Raw genomic sequence first — 25255 nt, 5'->3', positions numbered from 1 at the left:
GTGCGCTATCGCTGCGAGCGCGCGATCAGATATCCGTGCCACGACGCGCGCGCGGGCTCGCGCGCGCTCGTGCGCAGCGCGCCCTTCGCGTCCTCGATCACCAGCGCGACGCGATCGAAGCCCGCCGCCGCGAGCAGCGCTCGGAGCGTCGCGAGGGGCCATAGACGAAACGAATAACGGAAGGCACTTTCCATCACCGTTCCGTCGTCGAGCTCGAAGTGGATGCGCGCGTCGAGGACCTCGCGCGCCGCGTCGTACCCGCGGTGCTCCCAGACGTAGGTGAAGCCCTCGTGGCGATGACGGTGCGTCAGCGTGCGCCGCAGATCGGCGCCGCCGAAGAGCTCGAGCGCGAGCATCCCGTCGTCCTCGAGCGCGGCCCGCGCGCCCTCCAGGTAGCGCGCGAGATCGTCCTGCGCGTGGAAGATCGCCCACGAGAAGTTCGGCGCGATCACCAGATCGAACGTGCGATCGCTCGGCGCGCGCACGTCGCCGTGCATCAGGGCCAGGCGCTCGCGCTCGTCCTCGTCGAGCACCTCGCGCGCGATGCGCGCCGCCCGCGCCAGCGCGCCGCGATCGAGATCGATCGCGACCGCCTCGCGCTCGTCGTCCGAGCCCACCCACGCGATCGCGAGCCGCGCCGTGCCCGCGAAGTCCTCGCGCAGCGTGATCGCGTCGCGCCCCGCCCGCGCGCGGAACAGCGCGGAGAGCAGGTCGACGTCGCGCTCCGGGCTCTGCACCGCGCGCTCGTAGAGCGCGTGTCGATCGCGCCGCGCGCGGCTCATCCGTCGGTGCGCTCGCGCATCTCCTGCTGCTCGCCCTCGAGCCGCACCGTCGCGGTGCCGGCCTCGGTCGGGATCGAGAGCTCGATGTGCATCCGGAGGTCGGTGCGCTCGCGCCGGACCGCACGCGCGAGGTCGATCGGGAGCGCGGCCTCCATCGTCGCGCGCACCTCGGCTCGGGTGATCTGCGCGTTCGGCGGCAGGCTCGGCACCGCGAGCTGTCGCGCCGAGAGCTCGGCGCGCACCACCAGGCAGTCGACGTCGCCGACGCGCGTGCGCTCGACCAGGCGCGTCTGTCCGCCGATGTGATCGTGGCGCACCTCGATCCCCATCGCGCCGAGGCTGCGCGCCGCGAGCGCGGTGTCGATCCCCCACGACGCGCCGATCGCCTGGGGCTCGCGCGAGCCGAAGATCTCGTCGTCACCGGTGTCGCGCGGCGCCTCGATGTGCACCACCTCGCCGAGCCACTCGATGGTCTGGGGATCGAGCGCGCCGGCCACCGACTCGATCGAGCCCTCTCCGACGCGCGTGACGATCAGCTCACCGGGGATCGCGGGCGTGACCGGGCCCTGTCCGGCGTCGACCACGAAGCGCTGCACCGCGATCGCCAGGCGGATCGCACGGCCGCGCGCGTCGACCTCGCGCGCGGTGAAGCGCGCCTCGAAGTCGATCGCGAGCGTCGTGAGCTCGTCCGCGACGTTCTGCGCGCCGATGCGCGTCGACTCGCGCTGCGAGCTGCGCATCTGCACGTGCTCGGTCCACGACGCGCCGGTCGCCACCGGCCGCGCGAATCGGATCGGATGGGTCGCATCCGACTCCGCGGAGTCGGCGCGCGTGGACGCCGCGGTGCTCCCGCACGCAGCGAGGAGACAAGCGAAGACGAGTGTGAGCAGACGTCGCATGGCGCGCGCGACGCTCGCACGGCGATCCTCGGTGCGCAACGCAGCGCGCAGCTCTTGAGGCCAGGCGTGTCGGGGCGAGATGTCGGTGCGTGGCCCTTCACCTCACCGAGCACCGCGCGGGGCTCTCCCTCGGAACGACCGAGATCGTGAAGGTCGACGACGAGGACGGCACCGGCATCGGCTTCGCCGTCGTGAGGCTCACGGCGGGCGAGCGACTCTCCACCACCACCACGCGCGAGACGGCGTGGCTGCTGATGGAAGGCGACGTCGACGTGCACGTCGGTCCACGCCGCGCGCGCTGGTCGCGTCGATCGCTGTGGGACGATGCACCGAGCTGCGTGCACGTCGCGGCGGGCGCGGAGCTGACGTTCGAGGCGCGTCGCGCGGTCGAGCTCACGCGCTACGAGACCGCGAGCACGCGACGGTTCGCGGCGACGCTCTACGGGCCCGACGACGTGCGCGAAGAACATCGCGGCTGGGGCCAGGTGCGCGGCGCGTGTCATCGGGTGGTGCGCACGATCTTCGATCGCGAGAACGCCGACGCGGCCGCGGAGCTCGTGCTCGGCGAGGTGATCACGCTGCCCGGGCGCTGGTCGAGCTATCCGCCGCACCACCACGCGCAGCCCGAGATCTACCACTACCGGTTCACGCATCCGCAGGGCTACGGGCACGCGGAGCTCGGCGACGCGGTGGTGAAGGTGCGCGGCTTCGACACCGTGAAGATCCCCGCGGGGCACGTGCACGCGCAGGTCGCCGCGCCGGGCTACGGCATGTACTACGCGTGGGTGATCCGGCACTTGCCGGACGCGCCGTACATCCGCCCGACGTTCGACGTCGAGCACGCGTGGGTGATGGAGCCCGGCGCGCGCACGTGGTGGCCGGAGGGCGTCGAATGAACGCGATCTCGATGCATGGGTCGCTCTTGCGACGGATGACGCGCGAGACCGTCACCGAGCTCTGGGTGGACTCGTGCGAGCCACGCGCGCTCGAGCGTGCGCTCGCGCGCGGCGCGACCGGCGCGACGACGAACCCGGTGATCGTGATGCAGGCGATCGAGGCCGATCGCCCGCGCTGGGACGAGATCACGCGCGCGCTGGTGCGCGACCATCCGAACGACGACGAGGAGTCGATCGCGTGGCGCCTCGTCGCGCTCGCCGCGAGCGAAGGCGCGATGTTGCTCTGGCCCACGTTCGAGCGCTACGGCGGCACCCGAGGGCGGCTCTGCGTGCAAGCGAGCCCGCGCGTCTACCGCGACGCGGCGCGCATGATCGGTCAGGCGATCGAGCTCGCGGGGATCGCGCCCAACATCGCGGTGAAGCTGCCGACCACCGCGGCCGGCCTCGTCGCGATCGAGGAGCTGACCGCGCACGGCGTCGTGATCAACGCGACGGTGTCGTTCTCGGTCGCGCAGGCGCTCGCCGCCGCGGAGGCGGTGGACCGCGGGCTCGCGCGGCTCGATCCGCGCGTCGATCGCGAGCTGGTCACCCCGTGGATCACGATCATGGCGGGCCGGATCGACGATCACCTGCGCGACCTCGTGGCGAAGGGCAGCGCGGGCAAGACCCCCGAGATCGAGCTCGACGTCGAGATGGTGCGGCACGCGTCGACGGCGATCGTGCGCCGCGCGTACCGACTGTTCTGCGAGCGCGGACACCGCGCGAAGCTGCTCGTGGCCGCGATGCGCAGCCACCACCACTGGTCGGAGTTCATCGGTGGCGAGCTGGTGATCACGATCCCGCCCGAGTGGCAGGACGCGTTCGACGACTCCGGCGTCGAGGTGCGATCGCGGATCGACGAGCCGGTCGATCCCGCGATCGTCGAGGAGCTCGCGCGGCAGCTGCCCGACTTCGTGCGCGCGTACGAGCCCGACGGGATGGAGCCCGCGGAGTTCGAGTCGTTCGGCGCGAGCGTCAAGACGCTGCGCCAGTTCCTGGGCGCGCTCGATCGCCTCGTGCACTACGTGCGCGAGGTGATGCTCCCACCGCCGTGAGAGAGGGCCCAGAAATCGCACGCTCTCCTGCGGGCCCTGCGCGAGCGAGCACTCCAGCTGAGCGAGGAGGAGGCAAATGTCGACCGTGCGGCTGACGATGGCGCAGGCGCTCGTGCGCTGGCTCGCGGCGCAGCGCGTCGTGATCGCGGGCGCGGAGATGCCGATGTTCGCGGGCGTGTTCGCGATCTTCGGGCACGGCAACGTCGCGGGCCTCGGCGAGGCGCTCGAGGCGAGCAAGGACGTGCTGCCGACGTACCGCTCGCACAACGAGCAGTCGATGGCGCACACCGCGATCGCGTTCGCGAAGGCGTCGCGACGGCGGCGCATGATGGCGTGCACCACGTCGATCGGGCCGGGCGCGACGAACCTCGTGACCGCGGCCGCGACCGCGCACGTCGATCGACTGCCGGTGCTGCTCCTGCCGGGCGACGTGTTCGCGAGCCGCGCGCCCGATCCCGTGCTGCAGCAGCTCGAGGACGAGCGCGATCCCAGCGCCACGGTGAACGACTGCCTGCGCCCGGTGTCGCGTTACTTCGATCGCATCACGCGCCCCGAGCAGCTCGTCATCGCGCTGCCCGCGGCGCTCGAGGTGCTCACCGATCCCGCGCGCTGCGGGCCCGCGACGCTCTGTCTGCCCCAGGACGTGCAGACGATCGCGCACGACTATCCGTGCGACTTCTTCGAGCGGCGGTTGCACGTCCCGCGACGTCTCGCGCCCGATCCGAGCGAGCTCGCGCGTGCCCTCGAGATCCTCGCGTCGAGCGAGCGTCCGCTGATCGTCGCGGGCGGCGGCGTGCACTACGCCGAGACCACGGCCGAGCTCGCGGCGTTCGCGTCGCGCCACGCCGTCCCGGTCGCGGAGACCCAGGCGGGCAAGGGCGCGCTCGCATGCGACGATCCCTCGAGCGTCGGCGCGATCGGCGTGACCGGCACCTCGGCGGCGAACGCGCTCGCGGCCGAGGCGGACGTGGTCTTCGCGATCGGCACGCGCCTCTCGGACTTCACGACCGCGTCGCGCACGCTGTTCCCGCGCGCGCGCCTGGTGCACCTCAACGCGAGCGGCTTCGATGCGCGCAAGCACGGCGGGGTCCCGCTGGTGTGCGACGCGAAGCTCGGCCTCGCTGAGCTCGACGGCGCGCTCGGATCGTGGCGCGCCGCGAGCGCATGGACCGAGCGGGCGCGCGCGCTGATGGATCGCTGGCACGCCGACGCCGAGCGCGCGCAAGCACATCGCGCGGGCGCGCTCCCGCTCGACGCGCAGGTGATCGGCGTGGTCAACGAGCAGGCGCGCGCGAGCGACGTCGTGGTGTGCGCGGCGGGCGGGCTCCCCGGCGAGCTCCATCGCCTGTGGCGCTCGCGCGCGCCCGGCGACTACCACGTCGAGTACGGGTTCTCGTGCATGGGCTACGAGATCGCGGGTGGGCTCGGCGTGAAGATGGCGCGCCCCGACGCGCAGGTCGTCGTGATGGTCGGCGACGGCAGCTATCTCATGCTCAACACCGCGATCGCCGAGTCGATCGCGCTCGATCGGAAGCTCGTGATCGTCGTGCTCGACAACGGCGGGTTCGGCTGCATCCACCGGCTGCAGCGAGCGTGCGGCGGCGCGCCCTTCGCGAACCTGGTGGGAGAGAACGCGCGCATCGTCGACTTCGCGGCGCACGCGGCGTCGCTCGGAGCGCGCGCCGAGAAGGTCGCCGATCTCGAGGGGCTGCGCGGTGCGCTCGCGCGTGCGCGCGTCGCATCGCGGACCTACGTGGTCGTCATCGACACCGATCCCGACGCGAGCGCGGGCATCGGCGGTGCGTGGTGGGACGTCGCGATCCCCGAGGTCTCGGAGCGCGACACCGTGCGCGCGGCGCGGCGCGCGTACGAGGACGCACTGCGTCGCCGCGCGTGATCGCTCACGATCGAGGGAGAGGGAGGCCCAGGCTGTGCGGATCGGCGTCAATCCCCTCATCTGGATCAACGACGACAAGCCCGAGCTCGGCGCGGACGTGCCGCTCGAGCGCTGTCTCTCCGAGGCGCGCGCCGCGGGCTATGCGGGCATCGAGCTCGGACATCGATTCCCGCGCACGGCGCTCGAGCTGCGCCCACTCCTGGCGCGACATCGGCTCTCGCTGATCTCGGGGTGGTACTCCGCGCAGCTCGTCGAGCGGGGCGCGGAGCGCGAGCTCGAGCGCCTCGGGCCGCACCTCGAGCTCCTGCGCGCGATGCGCTGCGACACGCTGGTGCTCGCGGAGACCACCGGCGCGGTGCATCGCGAGATGCGCCCGCTGTCGCGCCGTCCGGTGCTCGATCGCGCCACCTGGCAGGGCTTCGTGCGCGAGCTCGAGCGACTCGCCGTGCGGGCGCGCGCGCAGGGGATCCGCGTCGCGTACCACCCGCACGTGGGCACCGTCGTGCAGACCGCCGACGAGGTCGAGCGCCTGATGCAGGACACCTCGGACGACGTGGGCCTGCTGCTCGACACCGGGCACTTCGCGTACGCAGCGGCGAGCCCGCGCGACGGCGACGCCGCGATCCGCGCCTGCATCGCGCGCCACGGCGAGCGCGTGGTGCACGTGCACCTCAAGGACGTGCGCGCCGAGGTGCTCGCGCGCGCGATCGAGCGCGACGTGCCCTTCCTCGACGCAGTGTGCGAGGGCGTGTTCACGGTGCCGGGCGACGGCGCGCTCGCGCTCGAGCCGGCGATCGCGGAGCTCGCGCGGCGGCGTTATCGCGGGTGGTGGGTGGTCGAGGCCGAGCAGGATCCCGCGATCGCGCACCCGCTCACCTATGCCAAGCTCGGCTTCGCGAACGCGGCGCGCTGGGTCGCGTCGTGGGCGCGCCGCGCGCGGCGGCTGCGCGCGCCGATCGTGCGCGCCACCACGCGTCGCGATCGATCGGGGCTCGCGGCGCGCACCGGTCACGCGCGAGCGCGCCGCTCCCGCGTCTAGCTCTGCAAGGCCTCCACCGTGCGGCGGTGCTCCTCGGGATCGTCGATCGAGAAGTACGCCTCGCCGATCGCCAGCACCGGGCTCGCGGGGAGCTTCATGTCGCCGATGCGCGGGCTCTCGTCGGCGTGGGTGGGACGGCCGAGGCTGCGCCCCTCGAGCAGCGCGGTGGACTCGACGATCGGGAACATGCGCTCCGGCATCAGGAACGCGCGCTGACCGTTCGGCGCGCGGCCCGAGAGCGTCACGTCACCGACGCCGAACGCCGCGTCGCCTACTCGCGTGATGAGCCGCTGCACCAGGCGCGAGCGCCACATCATCCGCGGCAGCTTCGTGCCCATCGCGCCGAGCACGCGCGAGCGCAGCGGCGCGCCGACGTCGATCGTCCAGTCGAGCCGCGGTGCGTCCATCGTGACGTGGAGCTCCATCGGGCCGGTCCAGCGCAGCACGATGTTCGCCGGCGCGACCCGCTCGGCGGCCGCGCCGTAGTAGCGCGGGCACGCGATGTCGGCGCGCGCGGCGTCGTAGTAGATGCGCCAGTGGCCCTCGGGCGTGCGGTGCCAGACGGTCACGTAGGGCGCGAAGTCGTTGTCGGGGAACACGCGCATCGCGAGCACGTGCCCCGAGTCGAACGGGAGCGCGAAGACGCCGAACCCCTTCATGTGCTCGTAGCCCGCGAGCGGGCTCGGCCCGATGTGGGGGCGCAGCGCCCCGAGCTCCTCGCCGATCCCGTGCGCGGGCATCTCGGGCTTGCGCGACTCTCCGACCATCGTGGGCTGCATCTCGCTCTCCTCCGCGCGGCGGTCTGCAAGACGCGTTCGTGACGCCGAAGCCTCCACGACGACGCACGTCGCGAGCACGACGCGGCGACGCCCGGCCGCGCACCGCGATGACCGCGAGGCGCGTCGCCCCGAAAACCTTCCGTTTCGTCGCTGCGGGTCGTGCCATCGCGGGGAAGACACGAAATGCGAGGTCCGGAATCGAATCCGACGTTACGTAACGATTCGGCGCGAGATTGCGAATCAGAGTGCCAGTCGCGATTCGCGTTCTCAGCGGGTTTTTGCGTTGACATCACCGCTCGGTCGTCGCTAGCGTCGGAGTCGACGGGGGCTCGTGCGCGGTTTTCTGCACGCCGACCCGGACCGATCTCGCGATGTCGCGCCCGCGGCACGACGCGGGCGATCGGTCGTGTGTTGAACGGGAATCGCGTGCGCAAGGGAGCGCGCGCGTCGACGACCAGGAGCGACCACGAGATGAAGGCGTCCGATTTCGATCTTCGCTCTGCGCTGAAGTTCCATCCAGAGAGCGGCAGTGTTCTCTTCGGCGAGAATCGAATGCTGCTCTTCCGTGTCGAGGCGCTCGCGACGTTGCGAAAGCTGCTCGGGGAGCAGCTCGGAGACAGGCTCTCTCGCGGAATTCTCTCGCAGTTCGGATATCGCTGCGGCACCGAGGACCACAGGACGCTCTCGAAGCTCTACCGGTGGGATACCGAGGTCGACGAGCTCGCGTCGGGCCCGGTGATCCACACGTGGGAGGGCATCGTCCGCGCCGAGCCGACGAAGATCGAATTCGATCGCGCGACCGGCCACTTCCACATGCAGGGCACGTGGACGAACTCCTACGAGGCCGCGATCCACGGCGCCGAGCTGGGCCGCAGCGACGAGCCCGTCTGTCACACGCTCACCGGCTATGCGAGCGGTTGGTGCTCGTCGTTCTTCGGTCGCCCGCTGCTCGCGATCGAGCCGACGTGCCGCGGGCGCGGCGACGACGTGTGTCGATTCGAGATCAAGCCGATCGACGTGTGGGGCGCCGAGGCGGATCCCTGGAGACAGACGCTCTCCGAGACGAGCTACTCGCTGACGCGCGAGCTCGAGGCGAAGCTGCTCACGATCGAGCGCCAGGCCGCGGCGATCCGCGAGCTCTCCACGCCGGTCATGGAGATCTGGGACGACGTGCTCGTGCTGCCGATCGTCGGTGTCGTCGACACCAAGCGCAGCATGGAGATCATGAACAACCTCCTCGAGCGCATCGTGGAGACGCAGTCGCGCTGCGTGATCATCGACATCACCGGGGTCGAGGTCGTCGACACCCAGACCGCCGACTACCTGCTCAAGGTGGTGCGCGCCGCGAACCTGCTCGGCACGCGCTGCGTGCTGACCGGGCTGAGCCCGGCGATCGCGCAGACGCTCGTCGAGATCGGCGCGGACCTCAGCGAGGTGCGCACGCTCCGCAACCTCAAGGCGGGCCTCAAGGACTGCCTGCGCCACCTGCGCCAGGCGCGCTCGCCCGCCGCGGCGGAGTGATCGATGGCGGGGACGATTCCGATCATCCGCCTCCAGGGCGTGCTCCTGGTCGCGATCCAGGTCGAGCTCGGGGACCGCCTGGTCCGGGAGCTGCGGAGCGATCTCGGGCGCGAGATCCAGCGCGGCGACGTGCGCGGCGTGATCCTCGAGCTCTCCGGCGTCGACACCTTCGACACCTACATCGCCCGGAGCATCCGCGACATGGCGCAGATGGCGAGCCTGATGGGCGCCAGGACCGTCATCACCGGGCTCGATCCCGGGATCGCGGTGACGCTCGTCGAGATGGGGATGCTCCTCGAGGGAGTGCCCACCACGCTCTCGCTGGAGGACGCGCTCGCGATGCTCTCGCCGCGCCGCCGCGGCGACGACGCGTGGATCGACGATCGGGATCTCGCGCCCTCGCCCGACGACGAGGTGCTCTTCGACGCCCACGAGCTGGACGGCTGAATGAGCGCGGACACACGCGGGACGAGCGAGCAGGTGCGCGGCGTGCTGTCCGCGTACGTCAGCTCGATCACCGCCGAGAGCGTGCTCAAGACCGCGCTCCGCCGCGCGGGGCGCACACCTTCCGATCTCGATCGCGTCGGGCTCGACGACGTGGTGATCACCGAGCTCGGCCGGGGGCTCGCGTTCTTCCTCACGACCGACGCCGAGCGGCGCGAGTCGATGGCGAGGCTCACCGCGCTCGCGCAGCGCCGCCCTCGTGCCCGTGGCTTCGCGCCGATCGAGATCCCGATCGTCGAGGAGTCGGGCGTCGTGGACGCGCGCACGAGGGCGCGCGCGTTCGCGCGCGAGCTCGGGTTCGATCGCGCCGATCAGGCGAAGATCGCGACCAGCGTGTCCGAGCTCGCGCGCAACATCTGGTCGTACGCGCGCGCCGGCAAGGTCACGCTCACCGCGCTCGAGTCGCCGCGCGTCGGGATGAAGATCGTCGCGGAGGATCAGGGTCCCGGCATCGCGAACCTCGCCGAGATCCTCGCCGGCGACTACCGCTCGCGCACCGGGATGGGGCTCGGGATCCTCGCGTGCAAGCGTCTGATGGACGAGTTCTCGATCACCAGCACGCCGGGCCGCGGCACCACGATCGTGCTCGCGAAGCGCGTCCCGTGAGCGAGACGATCGAGCTCGTGCGCGAGGTGGACGCGGCGTACGTGACGCCGCGCGCGAAGGCGTTCGCGCGCGACGCCGGGCTCGACGTGCGGGGGCAGTGGGCGGTGGCGATCGCGGCGAGCGAGCTCGCGACGAACGCCTTGAAATTCGGGCCTCCGGGCGCGCTCACGCTGCGCGTGCGGCGAGGGCCGCCGCGGGTGCTCGAGGTCGAGGCGATCGATCGCGGGCCGGGCTTCGTGGATCTCGACGAAGCGCTGCGCGACGGAGTGTCGGAGGGCGTCGATCGCGCCACCGCGGAGGTGCTGCCGGTGTCGCGGCGCGGGCTCGGGCTCGGCCTCGGCGCGGTGCGACGGCTCATGCACGAGCTCGTCGTCACCGCGCGCGAGGGCGGTGGGTCGGTCGTGATCGCGCGCTTGTTCCTCGATGGCGATCAGCGCGCCGCGCGGTAGCGTCTCGTCACGCGCGGACTGCTTCGTAGGTCTTCCAGAATCCAGCCTCGCCCACCCGCGCGACGCGCAGCTCGGCGCGCTCGAGCAGCGCGACGTACTCGCGGTGGGTGCGCTCGCGGCCGCCGGTGTTCACCAGCATGTTCAGGTCGCTGAACGCGAGGATCCACGCGAGCGGCGAGCTGGTGCTCGGCGCATCGGGGGAGGGCGGCTCGATCAGCACGAGGCGCGTCCGGGCGTCCATCGCCTCGCGACAGCGCGCGAGGATGCGCAGCGAGCGCTCGTCGTCCCAGTCGTGGATGACGCTCTTCATCACCAGCACGTCGGCGGGCGGCGGCGGGTCGGTGAAGAAGTCGCCGGTGACGAACGACGCGCGATCGGCGACCCCGCGTCCGGCGAAGAGCGAGAGCGCGCTCTCGCGGGCGTGCGCGAGGTCGACCACGCTGCCGCGCAGCGCGGGATGCGCCTCGAGCAGCGCGGCGAGCAACATGCCCGATCCTCCGCCGACGTCGACGATCGTGCGCGCGCCCGCGAGATCGATCGCGCGCACGATCTCGGGCGCCGAGGTGCGCGTCATCTCGACCATCGCGCGATGGAAGATCGCGGCCGACGCGGGATCCATCGCCATCGCCTCGAAGTGCTCGGTGGGCGAGATGCCCTCGTCGTCGACGCGCGCCGCCATGCGCCCGGTGCGCACGCAGTCGGTGAGCCGGCCCCAGCGCTGCCACACCTCGCGACCGCCCATCAGGCGCGACCACGCGCGGCGCGACGTCGGCGAGTCGGTCTCGAGACAGCGCCCGATCTCGGTGAGCGCGTAGCGCTCGCCCTGCAGCTCGAGCACGCCGAGCACCGCGAGCGCGCGCAGCAGGCGCTCGGTCGCGTCGTGATCGGCGCCGATCCGCGACGCGAGCTCGGACGCGCGCTGCGGCGCGGCGGAGAGCGCGTCGGCGATGCCGAGCTCGGCCGCGGCGTGGATCGCCTGCGGCGCCCAGAGCCCGAGGATCATCTGCGAGAGGCGCATGTGCGCCGGCGTGGTGTCGGTCATCTCGTCTCGCTCCTGTTCGGAAGTTCGACGTGTTCATGCCGAGCGGTGGCCGAGGGGTCTTGGAAAGAATCGACACGGAACGGCCAGCGCAGCTGTCCCCAGAAGTCGCGCGGCAGGTCCTGGTCGAGGCCGACGTCGAGCGGCGCGTCGCCCTGCTTCGGGAGCGCGGTGCCGAAGAGGTGATCCCAGAGCGCGAGGACCGCGGCGTAGTTGCCCTGCACGTCCTCGTAGCGGCGCTGGTGGTGCCACCGATGCACCTCGCCGACCGCGAAGACGTGGCGCAGCGGACCGAGTCGGTACTCGACGTTCGCGTGCTGGAAGAAGAGGTGCAGCGTGACGATCGCGATCGCCGCCGCGATGATCGACACCGGCGCGCCGAGCGCGAAGAGGGCGAGGAGCCCGGGCGCGCCCTCGAGCAGCTCGTGCACCAGGTGACGGCGCTGGCCGTTGATCCAGTAGATCCGCTCGGCGCTGTGGTGGATCGAGTGCAGTCGCCACAGCGCGGGCACGACGTGGCTCGCGCGATGGATCGCGTAGAGCCCGAGATCGATCACCAGCGTGGCGATCAGCACCTGCACCGCGAGGGGCAGCGCGCTGGGCCACGCGCTCGGCAGGCTCGCCCGCACGGGGGCCAACGCGGCGAAGAGCGCGAGCGAGCCCTGGCTCACCGCGACGTTCGCGACGAAGTGCGCGACGTCGGTGCGCAGATCGCTGCGATCGTGCAGCCACTCGCGCGCGTGCGGCTGGATGCGCTCGAGCATCGCGACCGCGAGCCCGACCGCGAGCAGCAGCGGCGGGCCGATCCACGGGTACGGGATCCCGGCGCTCATCGCGACGACGAGCGTGATGACGCTTCCACCCCAGAGCACCGGATAGACCGAGTAGGCGAGCCACGTGCGCATGGCACGACGATGGCGATCGCGAACGAGCGCGGCTTGAACGAATCGGCGTTCGAGTACGATCGCGACGACGATGCGACCTCGGCTGATCCTCGACCTCGGCTCGGTGCTCATCCTCGGGCCGGGCTTCGAGGCGCAGACCCACGCGCACCACGCGGTGCAGCTGGTCCTGTCGTTCGACGGCGAGGTCGTGGTCGAGATCGCGGGGCGCGAGCACGCCGCGCGCGCGACCCTCGTTCCCTCCGAGGTGCCCCATCGTTTCTCGGCGAGCGGACGACGGATCGCGCTCTTGCTCGTCGATCGCGAGGCGCAGCCCGGCGCGCAGCTCGATCGCCTCGCGCGGGAATGGCTGGGCCGCGACATCGCGGCGGAGCTCGTCATCACCGAGCCGCGCAGCGACGCGACGCCGAGCGAGCTCGTGGACTGGACGCGCGCGCTGATCGCGCCGCTGCTCGAGCGCGCGCCCGCGGAGGACGAGCTCTCCGACGCGGTGCGTGCGTCGCTCGACTACGTCGCGCGCGAGCTCGGTGGTCGTCCTCGCCTCGCCGGCGCCGCGCGCGCGGCCGGCGTGTCGCCCTCGCACCTCACGCACACCTTCAGCGCGGAGATGGGCATTCCGTTCCGCCGCTTCGTGCTCTGGGCGCGGGCCAAGCGCGCGGTCGACGAGGTGCGTCGCGGCGCGAGCCTCACCGAAGCGGCGATCGCCGCGGGCTTCAGCGACTCGGCCCACCTGTCGCGCACGTTCCGTCGGATGTTCGGCCTGCCGCCCTCGTTCCTCCTGCAGGCCGCGGAGATCTCGGACGTCGCCGCAACGTTCAAGCGAGCGCCGCGCTGAGCTCCCACGATGCTCGCGATGCCGAGCACCCGCGAGCTCTCTCCTCACGTCGACGCGCTCCTCGCGCGCAGCCGCGCGCACGTCGCGGAGCGCGACTGGCCCGCTGCGTGGTCCGCGCTCGAGCTGGCCCACGTCCTCTCGCAGCCCTCGGCGCGGCTGCACACCAAGGTGCACGTCCGGATGTTGGTGCTCGGCGCGCGGCTCGGAGATCTGCGCGAGGTCGTCGGACAGATCGTGCGCGTCGCGGGCGCGGGCCTGGGCTCGGCGCTCGGGCGATTCCCCGCCGGCAACACCGGGCGCGCGCGGGTGTCGATCATCGCGCCGATGCCGGTGCCCGACGAGGCACGACGCATCTTCGCGTCGCTCGGGATCGACATCGAAGGCGTGACGATCGCCGGGCGCGCACGGCGCTGAGGATCAGCGGCCCTTCTCGCGGAGCACCGACACGCCGCGCGGGCCTGCGACGCACACCCGGAGGCCCTCGAAGCGCGGCAGATACGCGAGCGGCGGCGGCTCGCGGCGGCTGCCCTTCACCATCTGCAGCAGCACCTGCCCGCGCTCGAGATCGTACTCGGCGCGGTACACGGCGTCGCCGACGCTGACCGTCGCGGGCAGCTCGCGATCGAGCGCGACCCGCGCCTCGTAGTCGAGCTCCGGCGCGAGGAAGTCCTCGGCCGAGAGCAGCGCGAGATCGTCGCCGCTCTCGACGCCGAGCGCGTCGAGGCGTGCCCGCAGCCACACGTCGATCGAGCTCACCGGCGTCGTGCTGGGCACGCCCGCGGGATGACCGCGCGCGGCGAGCTGCGCTGCGAGCGCGAGCCGGGTGAGCCGCTCGCGCGAGGTCGCGACGGCATCGCGGAACAAGCTGCCGCGCCCGAGCAACGTCGCGATCGCATCGCGCGCGAGCGCGCCCTGCGGCACGTCCTCGCGCGTGGCGATCACCTTGCCGGCGTGGACGCGCTCGATCACCGCGATCACGCGGCCCGCCTCGACGCGCACCTCGCCGGCGCGCTCGACGCCGAGGCCGGCGCGCGCGATCGCGGCGAGCGGGATCGCCATGCCGCAGGTGATCAGCACCCGCGCGTCGCGTCCGGTGCCGAGCGCGCGCGTGCCCAGCACCACGAGCGCCTCGACGCTCTTCGAGTGCCGCACCGCGCTCTCGCGCGAGAGCTCGAGCTCGGTGCCCCCGTTGCCGAAGAAGACATCACGGCCGCGGGTGCGCGCGACGTGGGCAGACCGCGCGTCGGCGGCGAGCGCCGCGCGCACCAACGCGTCGCGATCGATCGCGCGATCGGAGCTCGGTGCGCCCCCGGAGAAGCCGAACGCGCGGCGGAGCCGGGCGCGCGCCTGCCGCGCTTCGTGCACGACGAACGGCGACGCACCGACGTCGTCGGCGCGCTCGGCGCGCAGCGCACGCACGAACGCGATCGCGTCGCATCCGTCGGTGCGGGGATCGTCCACGTCGGCGCGCTCGCCCGCCGCGCTCGTGAAGAGCGGGCGGCCGACCGAGAGCACCGCGACGAGATCGATCGCATCCTCGAGGCACGCGTGATCACGCGCCGCGACGAGCAGGCGCGCGTGCGGAGGATCGACGGGCAGCCCGTGCAGCCCGCGCCCCGCCTCGCTCAGCGACGAGTCTCCGTCGAGCGCGCCCCACGCCTCGAGATCGCGGCGCGCCGCATCGAGCGCGTGCGGCTTCGGTGCGTCGAGCAGCGGCAGATCTTCGGGGCGCGTGCCCCACGCCGCGGCGCCCATCACCAGCGGCACCAGCGACTCGCGATGGATCTCGGGCAGCGTCGTCGCCGCGAGCTTCGCGGCAGGGCTCCACAGCCGATGACAGACGCCCGCCGCGGTGCGACCGGCGCGTCCCGCGCGCTGCGCCGCGCTGTCCTCCGCGATCGGCACGAGCGCGAGGAACCCACGCCCCTCGTGATAACGGGTCTGCCGCACCAGCCCGCTGTCGATCACCACGCCGACGCCGGGGATCGTCAGCGACGTCTCGGCGACGTTCGTCGCGAGGATCACCTTGCGCTGCGGCGTGCGCTCGAAGGCGAGACGTTGCTCGTCGAGCGAGAGCCCGCCGTGCAGCGGGACGATCGAGAGCCCTCGATTCGCAGAGAGCGCACGCGCGCACGCGTCGATCTCCGCCTTGCCGGGGAGGAACACCAGGAGGTCTCCGGGATCGCTCGCCGCGACCTCGATCGCATGGCGGACGCGCGCCGCGAGGTCGGCCGCGTCGGGGAGCACCGAAGGGCCCGGGAGGTAGCGGACGTCGACCGGGAACGCGCGCCCTTCCGCGGCGACGTGCGCGCCGCCCACGTGCGCGGCCACGCGCTCCGCGTCGAGCGTCGCCGACATCACGACGAGCGATCGATCGGGGCGCGCCTCGCGGAGCACGAGCGCGAGGAGCAGATCGACCTCGAGGCTCCGCTCGTGCATCTCGTCGATCACGATCGTGCGGGCGCGCTCGACCATCGCGCGATCGCGCAGCGCGATCCCCGGCGTCGCGAACACCACGCGCGTGTCCTCGCGCGCGGCGCGATCGTCGCGGACCACGTATCCGACCGCGTCGCCGAGCCGCGTCCCCTCGAGCTGCGCCACGCGCGCGGCGAGGCTGCGGCACGCGACGCGCCGCGGCTCGATCACGAGCACCGGGCCCGCGCACCATCGCGGCACCTCGGTCGACTTGCCCGATCCGGTCGGCGCCGAGAGCACGACCGGGCCCTGCGCGATCGCGCGGTCGAACGCGGCGCGCGCCGCGTGGATCGGCAGCGCATCGCTCATCGACGCAGCGCCCGCGCCAGCGCATCCGGAGAGCGCGAGACCAGCTTCACCATGATCTCGCCGATGCCGCGCCATCCGCGGGCCCGCACCGTGACGCGTCCCTTCTCGACCGCGATGCTCGTCACCTCGAGCGCGATCCCCGGCGCGTCCTTCGCGTGATCGTCCTCGTCGCGCACCAGGCGATACACCGGTCGCGGCACGATGCCGAGGAGCGGCCGCGCAAAGAGGAACGCATCGCGCTTGCCGACCACCACGTCGACGTGCTGCCAGCCCAGCGCGACGCGCCACCACGCGAGCGACGTGGTCCGGAGCGGCACCCGATCCTCGCGATACACGATCGACTGCTGACCGACGCGCACCCGCGCGCGCAGCGCGTCGCGCACGTTGCGCACCAGCGCGACGATCTGCGGGCCGAGCAGGAACGCGATCACCGCGATCGTGAAGAGGACCTTGAGCGTCAACGGGCTTTCTCTCGGGCCCGGACCGTGTCACGTCGAGACGAGCGCCGCGAGGTCCACGATCTCCCCGCGCGCCTCGGTGGGCGTGAGGCCGGTGAACTGCTTCACGTCGCGCACCAGGTGCGACTGATCGTAGTAGCCGAGATCCTGCGCGAGCGCGGGCCAGCGCACGTCGCCGCCCGCCTTGATGCGCTTGACCAGTCGATCGAAGCGCACGATCCGCGCGAAGAGCTTGGGCGGGATCCCGACGTGATCGCGGAACGTGCGGATCACGTGCTCGTGGCTGTAGCCGAGCTCGCGCGCCAGCGCGCGGATGTCGATCGCACCGCCGCGCTCCTCGATGCGGCGCAGCGCCCACGTGGTGACGCGCAGATCGATCGACGACGATTCGATCCGCGTCGCCAGCAGGCCCTCGACGAGATCGAGCCGCGCGTCCCAGGTCCTCAGCGTCGCGAGCCGCTCGCAGAGGCTCGCGTGCTCGCGCGGCAGCAGATCGCGCAGCGAGACGACGCGCGAGGTGAGCTCGGACATCGGGCGCCCGAAGAGCCGTCGCGCGCCGAGCGGCGTGAGGTCGACCTGGATCCCGCGCTGGTGTCCGTCGTGATCGCAGACCGTGTGCGCGTCGTGGAGGCCCGCGGCGAAGCCGCCGGCGAAGCGCTCGTCGCCGGTGCTCGAGATCACCCGGATCGGCGGGCCGATCTCGAAGATCAACACGACACGCGGGCCCGGCAGCTCGCGCCGCCGCAGCGGCGCGGCGGTGCGCTCGTCGTAGCCCATCAGCGAGCCGGTGTAGGGCAGGAGCCGCGGCGAGGGCGCGCGCACCGCGAGCTCCCAGCGGCTGCCGCCGAGCTCCCCCCGCATGATGTGCGCTGCGCGACGCATCGCGCCCATTGTCAGCGCGAGCGGACCGACATTCCAAGCAGCACCAGCACGGTGAGCAGTCCGACCGCGACGATCGCGAACTTCGGGGCCGCGCACCACGCCGCGATCGCGGGCCACGGATCGCGCGCGCCGCCGGCGAGCATGCGCCACAGCGCGTAGTTCTCGATCGCGTCGAGCCCCGCCGCGATCCACTGCGCCGAGGCGATCGCCGCGAGCGCTCGGGGCGCGCGGGGCAGGCGGGCCGCGAGGAACACGATCACCGCGGCGATCGCGGTCGAGTACGCGAGCAGGAACGCGTAGTCGACGCCGAGGCTCATCGCGAGCGTGGTGCTCGCGCCGCGCGCCTCCATCGCGTCGAGCTGGGCCTGGCAGCGCGCGACCTCTCCGCAGAATTCGTAGCCGACGATGCCGCCCTCGGTGCCCGGCCCGCGCAGCACCTCGTCCATCGAGCCGAGCCACACCGAGAGCGCGATCGCGAAGAGCACGAGCGCGAGCGCGACACGCAGGCGCGCTCCGGGTGGCACGACGAGCAGCGGGTGATCCACGACGCACGAGCGTAGCGTCGACCCACGCATGGTGCGTCGTGCCGCGGCGCGCGTTCGTGCCGCGCCCTGCATTTCTCCACGTCATTTCGCAGTGCGCGTGGGCTGCGGGACCGGCGTCCCGCACCCGCTCGGGCCGCATCCGTACGTGCCGTACGCGGCGCGCGAGCACTCGAGGTCCCACTCGTCGCAGGTGTCGTGCGGATCGGACGCGAGATACCGGCGGGGCTCCATGGCGCCCGCGCAACCCGCGAGCACGATCCCGAGCGCGATCACCACGCGACGCATGATGTCCTCCTCGCGCCGCGACGTAGCGCGAATCGCGCCAACGCTTCGACGCAGCGTGCGTAACTGCCCCGCTCCGGCGCGCCGAGCACGTTCCTCGGGAGCACGAGGAGGTTCCCATGCGAGCCGCGCTCTCCGCGCTCGTCGCCGTGCTGGCGATCGGGTGCACCGGGTACGTGGAGAACGGTCCGAGCGGGCCGCTCGGAGGTCCACGCACGCCCACCACACCGACCGAGCCGCTCACGACACCGAGCGAGCTCGGCCCGATCGCGCTCCGCCGTCTCACCCGCGACGAGCTCGGGCACGTCGTCCGCGACCTCACCGGCGTCGACGTGCGCGTCGAGCTCGAGCTGCTCCCCGAAGATCCCGAGACGCCGTTCGACAACGACGCGTCGCTGCAGATCGCGTCGGGCCCGCTGGTGCTCGGCATCGAGCGCATCGCGGAGACCGTCGCGGCGCGGGTGCTCGACGATCCCGCGCTGCGCGCGCGAGTCGTCGGGTGCGAGCCGAGCGCGATCGACGATGCGTGCATGCGCACCTTCGTCGCCCGCTTCGGTCGCCGCGCGCTGCGCCGTCCGCTCGCGCCCGACGAGGTCGAGACGTTCGCCGCGCTGCCGCGCACCGCGGGCGCGCAGAACGTCGATCAGGCGCTCTCGATCGTGCTGCGCGCACTGCTGCAGGACCCCGAGCTCGTCTATCGCGTCGAGATCGGCGAGGAGGTCTCGCCCGGCGTGGTTCGTTTGAGCTCCAACGAATTGGCGGCGCGCCTCTCGTTCCTGCTCTGGGGCACGACCCCCGACGACGACCTGCTCGACCGCGTCGATCGCGGCGAGCTCGATCGTCCCGAGGGTGTGCGCGCCGTCGCCGAGGACATGCTGCGCGACCCCCGCGCCGCCCAGCAGGTCGCGCGCTTCCACGCGATGTGGCTCGGGTATCGACGCCTGCCGCACCCCGCCGCGCTCGCGTCGTCGCTCTCGCGCGAGACCGAGGCGCTGCTCACGCGCGTGGTGCTCGACGAGCGGCGCCCCTGGCTCGACGTGTTCACGTCGGACGAGACCTACGTCGATCGTGCGCTCGCCGAGCACTACGAGATCGATCCGCCCGACGGCGACGGGCCCGCGTGGGTGCGTTATCCCGAGGGCTCGGAGCGCGCGGGCATCCTCTCGCACGGCACGTTCCTCTCCGCGGCGTCGAAGTGGGGCGACACCAGCCCGACCCAGCGCGGCGTGCTCGTGCAGGAGCGCCTCTTCTGCACGCACATCCCGCCGCCTTCGCCCGAGCTCCTGCGCATGGCGGGCGCGAGCGTCGACGAGCCGCCGCCCGATCGCGGCAGCCCCTGCAAGAGCGCGCGCTACGCGGCGCACGCCAGCGGCGCCTGCGCGCACTGCCACCTCCAGGTCGATCCGATCGGCTTCGGGCTCGAGCGCTACGACGTCGCGGGTCGCTTCCGCGAGCACGACGAGGGCCTCACCGAGTGCACCCTCGACGGCCGCGGCGAGCTCGCCGGAGTGGGCGAATTCTCGGGCCCCGGAGAGCTCGGTGCGCTGGTCGCGTCGAGCGATCGCGCGGAGCGCTGCGCGGTGCAGCAGGTGCTGCGCTTCGCGCTCGGCGAGGCCGATCCCGAGCTCGGCGCGCGCACGCTCGACGGCCTGGTCTCGCGCTTCGATCGCGAGGGCGGTCACCTGCACACGCTGCTGATCGAGCTCGTGGCGAGCCACGCGTTCCGCCACCGGATGGTTCCCGCCGACGAGGAGGGCTGAGTCATGACGAAGAAGCTGTTGCTCTCGCGCCGAACCGCGCTGATCGGGACCTTCGGCACCACGATCGCGCTGCCCTTCCTCGAGGCGATGGCGCCGGCTCGCGCGCGCGCCCAGACGACCTCGCCATCGCGCTACGTCGTGTGCTTCGCGGGCAGCTCGATCGGGACCAGCCGCAACCTCTTCGTGCCCGGCGCGACCGGCGCCGGATATCCGCTCACGATGGCGCTCGCGCCGATCGGCGCCCACGGCGTGAACGACGACGTCGGTGTGGTCACGGGGCTTCGCATCCCGTGGCAGACCGGCAGCGAGGTGCCGCCCGGAGGTCGTCCCGTCGAGTTCCACTCGAGCACGGTGGGCCCGCTGCTCTCGGGCGTGCGCGCGACCGGACGCGACGCGGGCGCGCGCGGTCCGACGTCGGAGCAGATCGTCGCGCAGGCGATCGGCGCCGAGACGCGCTTCCGCTCGCTCGAGCTGCGCGTGCAGGCGAGCACCTATCGTGGCGGCGACTCCAACAAGGCGCGCATGTCGTATCGCCGCGACGGCTCGGGCCGCATCGTCGCGGTGCCGCCGGTGATCTCGCCGCGGTTGGCGTTCGACACGCTGTTCAGCGGCGGCGCGCCCACCGACGACGAGGACGCCGCAGCGCGCGCGCTGCGCCTCCAGCAGCGACGCAGCGTGCTCGACTCGGTGGGCGATCGCATCTCGCGGCTGATGGGCCGGGTGGGCACCGCCGATCGCCGTCGTCTCGAGCGTCACTTCGACGAGCTGCGCGCGATCGAGCGCGCGATCGACGAGATCCCCACGACCGGCGTGTGCGAGGTCCCGCCCGATCCCGGCCGCGACGCGCCGATCGACGTGACCACCGAGGAGGGCGGCTCGCGCGAGATCGGCTACGCGCACGAGAAGGAGCGCGCGCGTGTGATGTGCGATCTCGTGCGGATGTCGCTCGCGTGCGATCTCACGCGCTCGGTGAGCCTGATGATCACCTGCGCGCAGTCGTTCATGAACGTGGTCGCGCTGCCGGGGCTCGAGGGCCGCAACATCGACGTGCACGAGCTCGGTCACGGCGCGGGATCGATCGAGGAGATGTCGCGCGCGATCGCGTGGCACGTCGACTCGTTCTCGTACCTGGTGAAGACGCTGCGCGAGACGCCCGACGACGACGCGTCGCTGCTCGATCGCACCGCGCTCGTGCTGCTCTTCGAGGGCGGGCACGGGCACGATCCCGAGAGCGGCGAGGCGGGCAAGTCGCACTCGTCGGAGAACATGGCGGCGCTGTTCGCGGGCCGCGTCGGTGGGCTGCGTCCGGGGCGTCACATCGCGGCGGCGGGCGCGCACCCGGCGCGGGTCGCGGTGTCGGCGATGAACGCGGTCGGCGTCGAGGGCGGGCTCGGCGAGGTGAGCTCGAGGCTCGACGCGATGTTCGAGGCGTGACGCGCGCGTGTGTCGATCCGCACGGAAAGCCTGGATTCGTCGTCTACGCTCGCTGGCATGAAGCCGGGGCACTTCTTCCTTCTCGTCCTCTCACTGACTGCGGCCTGCACCGAGCGCGGCGACGACTCGTTCCGCCCACCGCTCGGCGACGCGGGCTCGTTCGACGCCGGCACCACGAATCCACCCCACGACGGGGGCGGGTTCCCCGACGTGCAGCGCATCGACGCGGGCGTGTGCACCGACAGCGTCGACGTCGTGTTCGTGATCGACGTGTCGAGCTCGATGAACTTCGTGCTCGAGGAGCTCGAGGACGACGTCGGCATGGTGGTCGATGCCGCGACCGAGCTCGCGCCCGATCCCCACTTCGGCTTCATCGGCTACGTCGACAACCACGCGTTCGCGACGAACGGCGCGCTCGAGGGCGGGCGCGTGCACACCCAGGCGTCGACGCTGCAGAGCGCGTTCCGCCAGTTCCTCACGACGTACACGAACCCGAACCGCAATCCCGGTGACGGCCCGGGCGGCCCGACGACGCAGAACCCGATCTGCGAGGAGAACGCGCTCGACGCGCTCCACGCCGCGGCGACCGAGTTCCCGTGGCGGCCCAACGCGACGCGCGTGATCATCATCGCGACCGACGACACGTTCATCGAGCCGACCGACAACTACGGCGATCGCGATCACGACGGCGACTGGACCAGCACCGATTATCCGCGTGAGGGCAATTACCCCGCGCTGCACTCGATGGCGCAGACGATCGCCGCGGTCCGGAGCGCGCGAGCGCGTGTGTTCTCGTTCACCCGCCTGTCGCCGCCCGGGTTCTTGAGCCGCTGCGGCACCGATCGCCGGCTCGAGTGGTCGCAGATCACCAACGGCTGGAGCGCACCGTACAACGGTGCAGCGCCGATCCCCGACTCGACCGACGGGCGCAATTTCGATCTCGCGATGGTGCAGTCGGGCTCGCTGAGCCTCGCCACGACGATCAACGACGTCGTGATCGAGTCGTATTGTCAGCCGCCGCTCTTCTGACGAGGAATTGGGGAATTTCCAAGGAGAGCAGGAGGGTTGGGAAGACCACGGAGATGGGCGAATTCGGGGCCACACTCGCGCTCTGGGATCCATCGACGTGAGGAGTGGATTTCCCTCCTGCAACTCCTGCTCTCCTTAGCGGCACAAGAAATTCCTGCTCTCCTCCGCGAAAGCGCTCCTGCTCTCCTCGGCGGGTCCCTTCCTCGTTCGGAGCGGTGTCCATCTCGGTGATGCTTCGGTAGGCTGCGCGGCATGAAGACACGTGCTGCGGTCGCGTACGAGGCGGGCAAGCCTCTCGTCGTCGAAGAAGTCGATCTCGAAGGGCCGAAGGCGGGCGAGGTGCTCGTCGAGCTCAAGGCCACCGGCGTCTGCCACACCGACGAGTTCACTCGCTCGGGCGCGGATCCCGAGGGCCTCTTCCCCGTCATCTTCGGGCACGAAGGCGCGGGCATCGTGCGCGAGGTCGGCGCGGGCGTGACCAGCGTGTCGCCCGGCGATCACGTCGTGCTGCTCTACACACCCGAGTGCCGGCAGTGCAAGTCGTGCCTCAGCCGCAAGACCAACCTCTGCACCGCGATCCGCGCCACGCAGGGCAAGGGTCTGATGCCCGACGGCACCAGCCGCTTCTCGAAGAACGGGAAGCTCATCCACCACTACATGGGCTGCTCGACGTTCTCGCAGTACACGGTGCTGCCCGACATCGCCGTCGCGAAGGTCCGCAACGACGCGCCGTTCGACACCATCTGCTACGTCGGCTGCGGCGTCACGACCGGCATCGGCGCCGTGCTCTTCACGGCGAAGGTCGAGCCCGGCGCGAACGTCGTGGTGTTCGGCCTCGGCGGCATCGGGCTCAACGTGATCCAGGGCGCGAAGATGGTCGGCGCGGACAAGATCGTCGGCGTCGACATCAACCCGGCGCGCGAGGCGCTCGGGCGCTCGCTCGGAATGACCCACTTCGTCAATCCCAAGGACGTGAAGGGCGATCTCGTCGCGCACCTCGTCGAGCTCACGGGCGGCGGCGCGGACTACAGCTTCGAGTGCGTCGGCAACGTGCAGCTGATGCGTCAGGCGCTCGAGTGCTGCCATCGCGGCTGGGGCACGAGCGTGATCATCGGCGTCGCGGGCGCGGGGCAGGAGATCTCGACGCGCCCGTTCCAGCTCGTCACCGGGCGCGTGTGGAAGGGCAGCGCGTTCGGCGGCGCGCGCGGACGCACCGACGTCCCGAAGATCGTCGACTGGTACATGGACAAGAAGATCGTGATCGACCCGCTGATCACGCATCGCCTCCCGCTCGAGCGCATCAACGAGGCGTTCGACCTGATGCACGCCGGCACCTCGATCCGCACCGTCATCGAGTACTCGTGATCGTATGAGCTCCAACGATCTCGTCATCCGCTCCGAGCATGCGTGCTTCGGCGGGCGGCAGGGCTTCTACGAGCACCCGAGCGCCGCGTGCGCGTCGCCGATGCGGTTCTCGGTGTACCTGCCGCCCGCGGCGCTGCGCGGCGAGCGCGTGCCCGCCGTCTACTACCTCGCGGGGCTCACCTGCAGCGAAGAGCACCTGCCCACCAAGGGGCAGGCCCACGCGGTCGCGGCGGAGCTCGGCCTCGCGCTGGTCGCGTGCGACACGAGCCCGCGCGCGACGCGCTACCCCGGCGACGACGCGAGCTGGGACTTCGGCGTCGCGGCGGGCTTCTACCTCGATGCGACGCAGTCGCCGTGGTCCGCGAGCTATCGCATGGAGACCCACGTCCTGTCGGAGCTGCCGGCGTGGGTCGAGCGTCACTTCCCGGTGCGCAGCGATGCGCGCGGGATCTTCGGACACTCGATGGGCGGGCACGGCGCGCTCACGCTCGCGCTGCGCCATCCCGATCGGTATCGCAGCGTGTCGGCGCTCGCGCCGATCGTCGCGCCGGGCGAGGTGCCGTGGGGCGTGAAGGCGTTCACCGGCTATCTCGGCCCCGATCGCGCGGCGTGGCGCGAGCACGACGCGACCGAGCTGGTGAAGAGGACGCAGCTCGCGAGCGAGATCCTGGTGGACCAGGGGATGGCCGACAAATTCCTCGAGCGCGAGCTCCAGCCCGAGCGCTTCGAGGCGGCGTGCGCGGCGTCGGGGCAGAAGCTCCGGCTGCGGCGTCACGAGGGCTACGACCACAGCTACTACTTCATCGCGACGTTCATGGCGGATCACCTCCGCCATCACGCCGCGCTGCTGGCGGGCTGATCATCGCGTGGCGGGCCGCCCGTCGGCCGCGAAGCGTCGTGCGCGAGCGTCGATGATCGCGAGCTGCGAGCCATCGAAGAAGTGCGCGCCGAAGCCGCGGCCGACGTAGGGCCACATCACGTTGCCCGGCGTCGACGAGTGCGCGTTGCCGAAGTAGTGCCCGAGCTCGTGCGCGAGGGTCTCTTCGCCGGCGTGCTCGGTGATCAGCACGAAGGGATCGAGCGGACCGACCCGCGGCACGCAGAAGCCGACCGCGTCGTCGCCGACGTGGAGGTCGCGCACCACGAGCACGTCGATGCGCGAGCCGTCGACGATCTCCGCGAGCTGCACGACGTCGAGCGCGCTGCGGACGCTCGCACGCGCGGGGTGCAGCGCGACGCGCTCGTCGACCACGAAGCGCACGCTCGCGGGCGCGAAGAGCGCGTTCGCGAATTCCACGCGCGCATCGACGAACCCGTCGTCGACGGTGGAGGGCGGGACGTGCACCCGCAGCAGGAAGGTGCGTGGTGGAGGCGCGGCGTGCAGCGGCACCGCGATCACCGAGGTGCCGCACGCGAGCGCGACCATCGACACGAGCTCCGCGATCCAGCGCCGTCGAACCACGTCCGGCCTCCT

At 72.0% G+C, this 25255-nt stretch carries 26 protein-coding genes; 15 read left to right on the top strand and 11 right to left on the bottom strand.

The features are described from left to right. Positions 1–5: 5 nt before the first annotated feature. Complete coding sequence (locus I5071_RS32350) at positions 6–782, bottom strand: class I SAM-dependent methyltransferase (RefSeq protein WP_236517125.1); 777 nt, start codon at positions 780–782, stop codon at positions 6–8. After that, entirely contained in the window at positions 779–1681 is a 903-nt protein-coding gene (locus I5071_RS32345; protein ID WP_236517124.1) for a hypothetical protein, read from the bottom strand. The genes I5071_RS32350 and I5071_RS32345 overlap by 4 nt, the downstream gene beginning before the upstream one ends. Before the next feature lie 89 nt (positions 1682–1770). Here I5071_RS32345 and I5071_RS32340 point away from each other — a divergent pair, with 89 nt between their 5' ends. From I5071_RS32340 to iolE, 4 genes are all read left to right on the top strand, one after another. Beyond that, complete coding sequence (locus tag I5071_RS32340; RefSeq protein ID WP_236517123.1) at positions 1771–2577, top strand: 5-deoxy-glucuronate isomerase; 807 nt, start codon at positions 1771–1773, stop codon at positions 2575–2577. Continuing rightward, on the top strand, positions 2574–3671 hold the full coding sequence (locus I5071_RS32335; protein WP_236517122.1) for a transaldolase family protein: 1098 nt from the start codon (positions 2574–2576) through the stop codon (positions 3669–3671). The genes I5071_RS32340 and I5071_RS32335 overlap by 4 nt, the downstream gene beginning before the upstream one ends. Before the next feature lie 76 nt (positions 3672–3747). Then, entirely contained in the window at positions 3748–5568 is a 1821-nt protein-coding gene (gene iolD, locus I5071_RS32330) for a 3D-(3,5/4)-trihydroxycyclohexane-1,2-dione acylhydrolase (decyclizing) (protein WP_236517121.1), read from the top strand. 34 nt (positions 5569–5602) lie between these two features. Continuing rightward, complete coding sequence (gene iolE / locus I5071_RS32325) at positions 5603–6607, top strand: myo-inosose-2 dehydratase (RefSeq protein WP_236517120.1); 1005 nt, start codon at positions 5603–5605, stop codon at positions 6605–6607. On the opposite strand, the gene I5071_RS32320 is transcribed toward iolE, so the two are convergent. After that, positions 6604–7386: a hypothetical protein gene (locus I5071_RS32320; protein WP_236517119.1), complete on the bottom strand. Its 783-nt coding sequence runs from the start codon at positions 7384–7386 to the stop codon at positions 6604–6606. The genes iolE and I5071_RS32320 overlap by 4 nt on opposite strands. 183 nt (positions 7387–7569) lie before the next feature. Between I5071_RS32320 and I5071_RS32315 the strand changes: the two genes are divergently transcribed. Genes I5071_RS32315 through I5071_RS32300 form a run of 4 tightly spaced genes read left to right on the top strand, consistent with a single transcriptional unit; the run spans position 7570 to position 10466 of the window. Next, entirely contained in the window at positions 7570–8907 is a 1338-nt protein-coding gene (locus I5071_RS32315; RefSeq protein ID WP_329611097.1) for a XylR N-terminal domain-containing protein, read from the top strand. 3 nt (positions 8908–8910) lie between these two features. After that, on the top strand, positions 8911–9354 hold the full coding sequence (locus tag I5071_RS32310; protein WP_236517117.1) for an STAS domain-containing protein: 444 nt from the start codon (positions 8911–8913) through the stop codon (positions 9352–9354). After that, a complete protein-coding gene (locus I5071_RS32305) occupies positions 9355–10017 on the top strand; it encodes an ATP-binding protein (protein WP_236517116.1) in 663 nt (220 codons plus the stop codon). Next, on the top strand, positions 10014–10466 hold the full coding sequence (locus I5071_RS32300; protein WP_236517115.1) for an ATP-binding protein: 453 nt from the start codon (positions 10014–10016) through the stop codon (positions 10464–10466). The genes I5071_RS32305 and I5071_RS32300 overlap by 4 nt, the downstream gene beginning before the upstream one ends. 7 nt (positions 10467–10473) lie before the next feature. Here the strand turns inward: I5071_RS32300 and I5071_RS32295 are convergent, their stop codons facing one another. Further along, the gene (locus I5071_RS32295) at positions 10474–11508 is read right to left on the bottom strand and encodes an acetylserotonin O-methyltransferase (RefSeq protein WP_236517114.1); all 1035 of its coding nucleotides are present in this window, start codon (positions 11506–11508) and stop codon (positions 10474–10476) included. After that, on the bottom strand, positions 11505–12410 hold the full coding sequence (locus I5071_RS32290; RefSeq protein WP_236517113.1) for a sterol desaturase family protein: 906 nt from the start codon (positions 12408–12410) through the stop codon (positions 11505–11507). Before I5071_RS32290 ends, I5071_RS32295 begins: the two co-directional genes overlap by 4 nt. A gap of 70 nt (positions 12411–12480) precedes the next feature. Here I5071_RS32290 and I5071_RS32285 point away from each other — a divergent pair, with 70 nt between their 5' ends. Both I5071_RS32285 and I5071_RS32280 read left to right on the top strand, forming a co-directional pair. Then, positions 12481–13242, top strand: a complete 762-nt coding sequence (locus tag I5071_RS32285; protein WP_236517112.1) for a helix-turn-helix transcriptional regulator — start codon at positions 12481–12483, stop codon at positions 13240–13242. Positions 13243–13260: 18 nt separating this feature from the next. Then, a complete protein-coding gene (locus I5071_RS32280; protein ID WP_236517111.1) occupies positions 13261–13656 on the top strand; it encodes a DUF3703 domain-containing protein in 396 nt (131 codons plus the stop codon). 3 nt (positions 13657–13659) lie between these two features. Here the strand turns inward: I5071_RS32280 and I5071_RS32275 are convergent, their stop codons facing one another. From I5071_RS32275 to I5071_RS32255, 5 genes are all read right to left on the bottom strand, one after another. Beyond that, positions 13660–16026 carry a helicase-related protein gene (locus I5071_RS32275; protein ID WP_236517110.1) on the bottom strand — a complete coding sequence of 789 codons (2367 nt, stop codon included), beginning with the start codon at positions 16024–16026 and terminating at the stop codon, positions 13660–13662. Next, complete coding sequence (locus tag I5071_RS32270) at positions 16023–16487, bottom strand: hypothetical protein (RefSeq protein ID WP_236517109.1); 465 nt, start codon at positions 16485–16487, stop codon at positions 16023–16025. Before I5071_RS32270 ends, I5071_RS32275 begins: the two co-directional genes overlap by 4 nt. Before the next feature lie 27 nt (positions 16488–16514). Next, complete coding sequence (locus I5071_RS32265) at positions 16515–17366, bottom strand: helix-turn-helix domain-containing protein (RefSeq protein ID WP_236517108.1); 852 nt, start codon at positions 17364–17366, stop codon at positions 16515–16517. Positions 17367–17377: 11 nt separating this feature from the next. Then, positions 17378–17911, bottom strand: a complete 534-nt coding sequence (locus I5071_RS32260; RefSeq protein ID WP_236517107.1) for a hypothetical protein — start codon at positions 17909–17911, stop codon at positions 17378–17380. An 81-nt stretch (positions 17912–17992) separates the two neighbouring features. Beyond that, a complete protein-coding gene (locus I5071_RS32255; RefSeq protein ID WP_236517106.1) occupies positions 17993–18196 on the bottom strand; it encodes a hypothetical protein in 204 nt (67 codons plus the stop codon). 116 nt (positions 18197–18312) lie between these two features. Between I5071_RS32255 and I5071_RS32250 the strand changes: the two genes are divergently transcribed. The 5 genes from I5071_RS32250 (at position 18313) to fghA (ending at position 24640) form a co-directional block, all read left to right on the top strand. Beyond that, positions 18313–19953 carry a DUF1592 domain-containing protein gene (locus I5071_RS32250; RefSeq protein WP_236517105.1) on the top strand — a complete coding sequence of 547 codons (1641 nt, stop codon included), beginning with the start codon at positions 18313–18315 and terminating at the stop codon, positions 19951–19953. Between the two features lie 3 nt (positions 19954–19956). Next, complete coding sequence (locus I5071_RS32245; RefSeq protein WP_236517104.1) at positions 19957–21387, top strand: DUF1552 domain-containing protein; 1431 nt, start codon at positions 19957–19959, stop codon at positions 21385–21387. A 57-nt stretch (positions 21388–21444) separates the two neighbouring features. Next, entirely contained in the window at positions 21445–22416 is a 972-nt protein-coding gene (locus I5071_RS32240; RefSeq protein ID WP_236517103.1) for a vWA domain-containing protein, read from the top strand. Positions 22417–22668: 252 nt separating this feature from the next. Next, complete coding sequence (locus tag I5071_RS32235) at positions 22669–23781, top strand: S-(hydroxymethyl)glutathione dehydrogenase/class III alcohol dehydrogenase (RefSeq protein ID WP_236517102.1); 1113 nt, start codon at positions 22669–22671, stop codon at positions 23779–23781. 4 nt (positions 23782–23785) lie between these two features. Next, positions 23786–24640: an S-formylglutathione hydrolase gene (gene fghA / locus I5071_RS32230; protein ID WP_236517101.1), complete on the top strand. Its 855-nt coding sequence runs from the start codon at positions 23786–23788 to the stop codon at positions 24638–24640. On the opposite strand, the gene I5071_RS32225 is transcribed toward fghA, so the two are convergent. Then, positions 24641–25243, bottom strand: coding sequence for a hypothetical protein (locus I5071_RS32225; protein ID WP_236517100.1), 603 nt, complete (start codon positions 25241–25243; stop codon positions 24641–24643). It lies immediately after the preceding gene. Positions 25244–25255 lie beyond the last annotated feature (12 nt).

This window comes from Sandaracinus amylolyticus, from assembly GCF_021631985.1.
Classification (GTDB): Bacteria; Myxococcota_A; Polyangia; order Polyangiales; family Sandaracinaceae; genus Sandaracinus; species Sandaracinus amylolyticus_A.
The sequence above is the reverse complement of the archived record's forward strand: the minus strand, read 5'-3'. Positions and strand labels throughout refer to the sequence as shown.

What these genes read in the sequence shown, in the direction of transcription:
- I5071_RS32350 (WP_236517125.1), bottom strand. Translation starts at nt 782, where the DNA reads ATGAGCCGCGCGCGGCGCGATCGACACGCGCTCTACGAGCGCGCGGTG.
- I5071_RS32345 (WP_236517124.1), bottom strand. Translation starts at nt 1,681, where the DNA reads ATGCGACGTCTGCTCACACTCGTCTTCGCTTGTCTCCTCGCTGCGTGC.
- I5071_RS32335 (WP_236517122.1), top strand. Translation starts at nt 2,574, where the DNA reads ATGAACGCGATCTCGATGCATGGGTCGCTCTTGCGACGGATGACGCGC.
- iolD (WP_236517121.1), top strand. Translation starts at nt 3,748, where the DNA reads ATGTCGACCGTGCGGCTGACGATGGCGCAGGCGCTCGTGCGCTGGCTC.
- I5071_RS32320 (WP_236517119.1), bottom strand. Translation starts at nt 7,386, where the DNA reads ATGCAGCCCACGATGGTCGGAGAGTCGCGCAAGCCCGAGATGCCCGCG.
- I5071_RS32315 (WP_329611097.1), top strand. Translation starts at nt 7,570, where the DNA reads ATGCGAGGTCCGGAATCGAATCCGACGTTACGTAACGATTCGGCGCGA.
- I5071_RS32310 (WP_236517117.1), top strand. Translation starts at nt 8,911, where the DNA reads ATGGCGGGGACGATTCCGATCATCCGCCTCCAGGGCGTGCTCCTGGTC.
- I5071_RS32305 (WP_236517116.1), top strand. Translation starts at nt 9,355, where the DNA reads ATGAGCGCGGACACACGCGGGACGAGCGAGCAGGTGCGCGGCGTGCTG.
- I5071_RS32295 (WP_236517114.1), bottom strand. Translation starts at nt 11,508, where the DNA reads ATGACCGACACCACGCCGGCGCACATGCGCCTCTCGCAGATGATCCTC.
- I5071_RS32290 (WP_236517113.1), bottom strand. Translation starts at nt 12,410, where the DNA reads ATGCGCACGTGGCTCGCCTACTCGGTCTATCCGGTGCTCTGGGGTGGA.
- I5071_RS32285 (WP_236517112.1), top strand. Translation starts at nt 12,481, where the DNA reads ATGCGACCTCGGCTGATCCTCGACCTCGGCTCGGTGCTCATCCTCGGG.
- I5071_RS32280 (WP_236517111.1), top strand. Translation starts at nt 13,261, where the DNA reads ATGCCGAGCACCCGCGAGCTCTCTCCTCACGTCGACGCGCTCCTCGCG.
- I5071_RS32275 (WP_236517110.1), bottom strand. Translation starts at nt 16,026, where the DNA reads ATGAGCGATGCGCTGCCGATCCACGCGGCGCGCGCCGCGTTCGACCGC.
- I5071_RS32265 (WP_236517108.1), bottom strand. Translation starts at nt 17,366, where the DNA reads ATGCGTCGCGCAGCGCACATCATGCGGGGGGAGCTCGGCGGCAGCCGC.
- I5071_RS32255 (WP_236517106.1), bottom strand. Translation starts at nt 18,196, where the DNA reads ATGCGTCGCGTGGTGATCGCGCTCGGGATCGTGCTCGCGGGTTGCGCG.
- I5071_RS32250 (WP_236517105.1), top strand. Translation starts at nt 18,313, where the DNA reads ATGCGAGCCGCGCTCTCCGCGCTCGTCGCCGTGCTGGCGATCGGGTGC.
- I5071_RS32245 (WP_236517104.1), top strand. Translation starts at nt 19,957, where the DNA reads ATGACGAAGAAGCTGTTGCTCTCGCGCCGAACCGCGCTGATCGGGACC.
- I5071_RS32240 (WP_236517103.1), top strand. Translation starts at nt 21,445, where the DNA reads ATGAAGCCGGGGCACTTCTTCCTTCTCGTCCTCTCACTGACTGCGGCC.
- I5071_RS32235 (WP_236517102.1), top strand. Translation starts at nt 22,669, where the DNA reads ATGAAGACACGTGCTGCGGTCGCGTACGAGGCGGGCAAGCCTCTCGTC.
- fghA (WP_236517101.1), top strand. Translation starts at nt 23,786, where the DNA reads ATGAGCTCCAACGATCTCGTCATCCGCTCCGAGCATGCGTGCTTCGGC.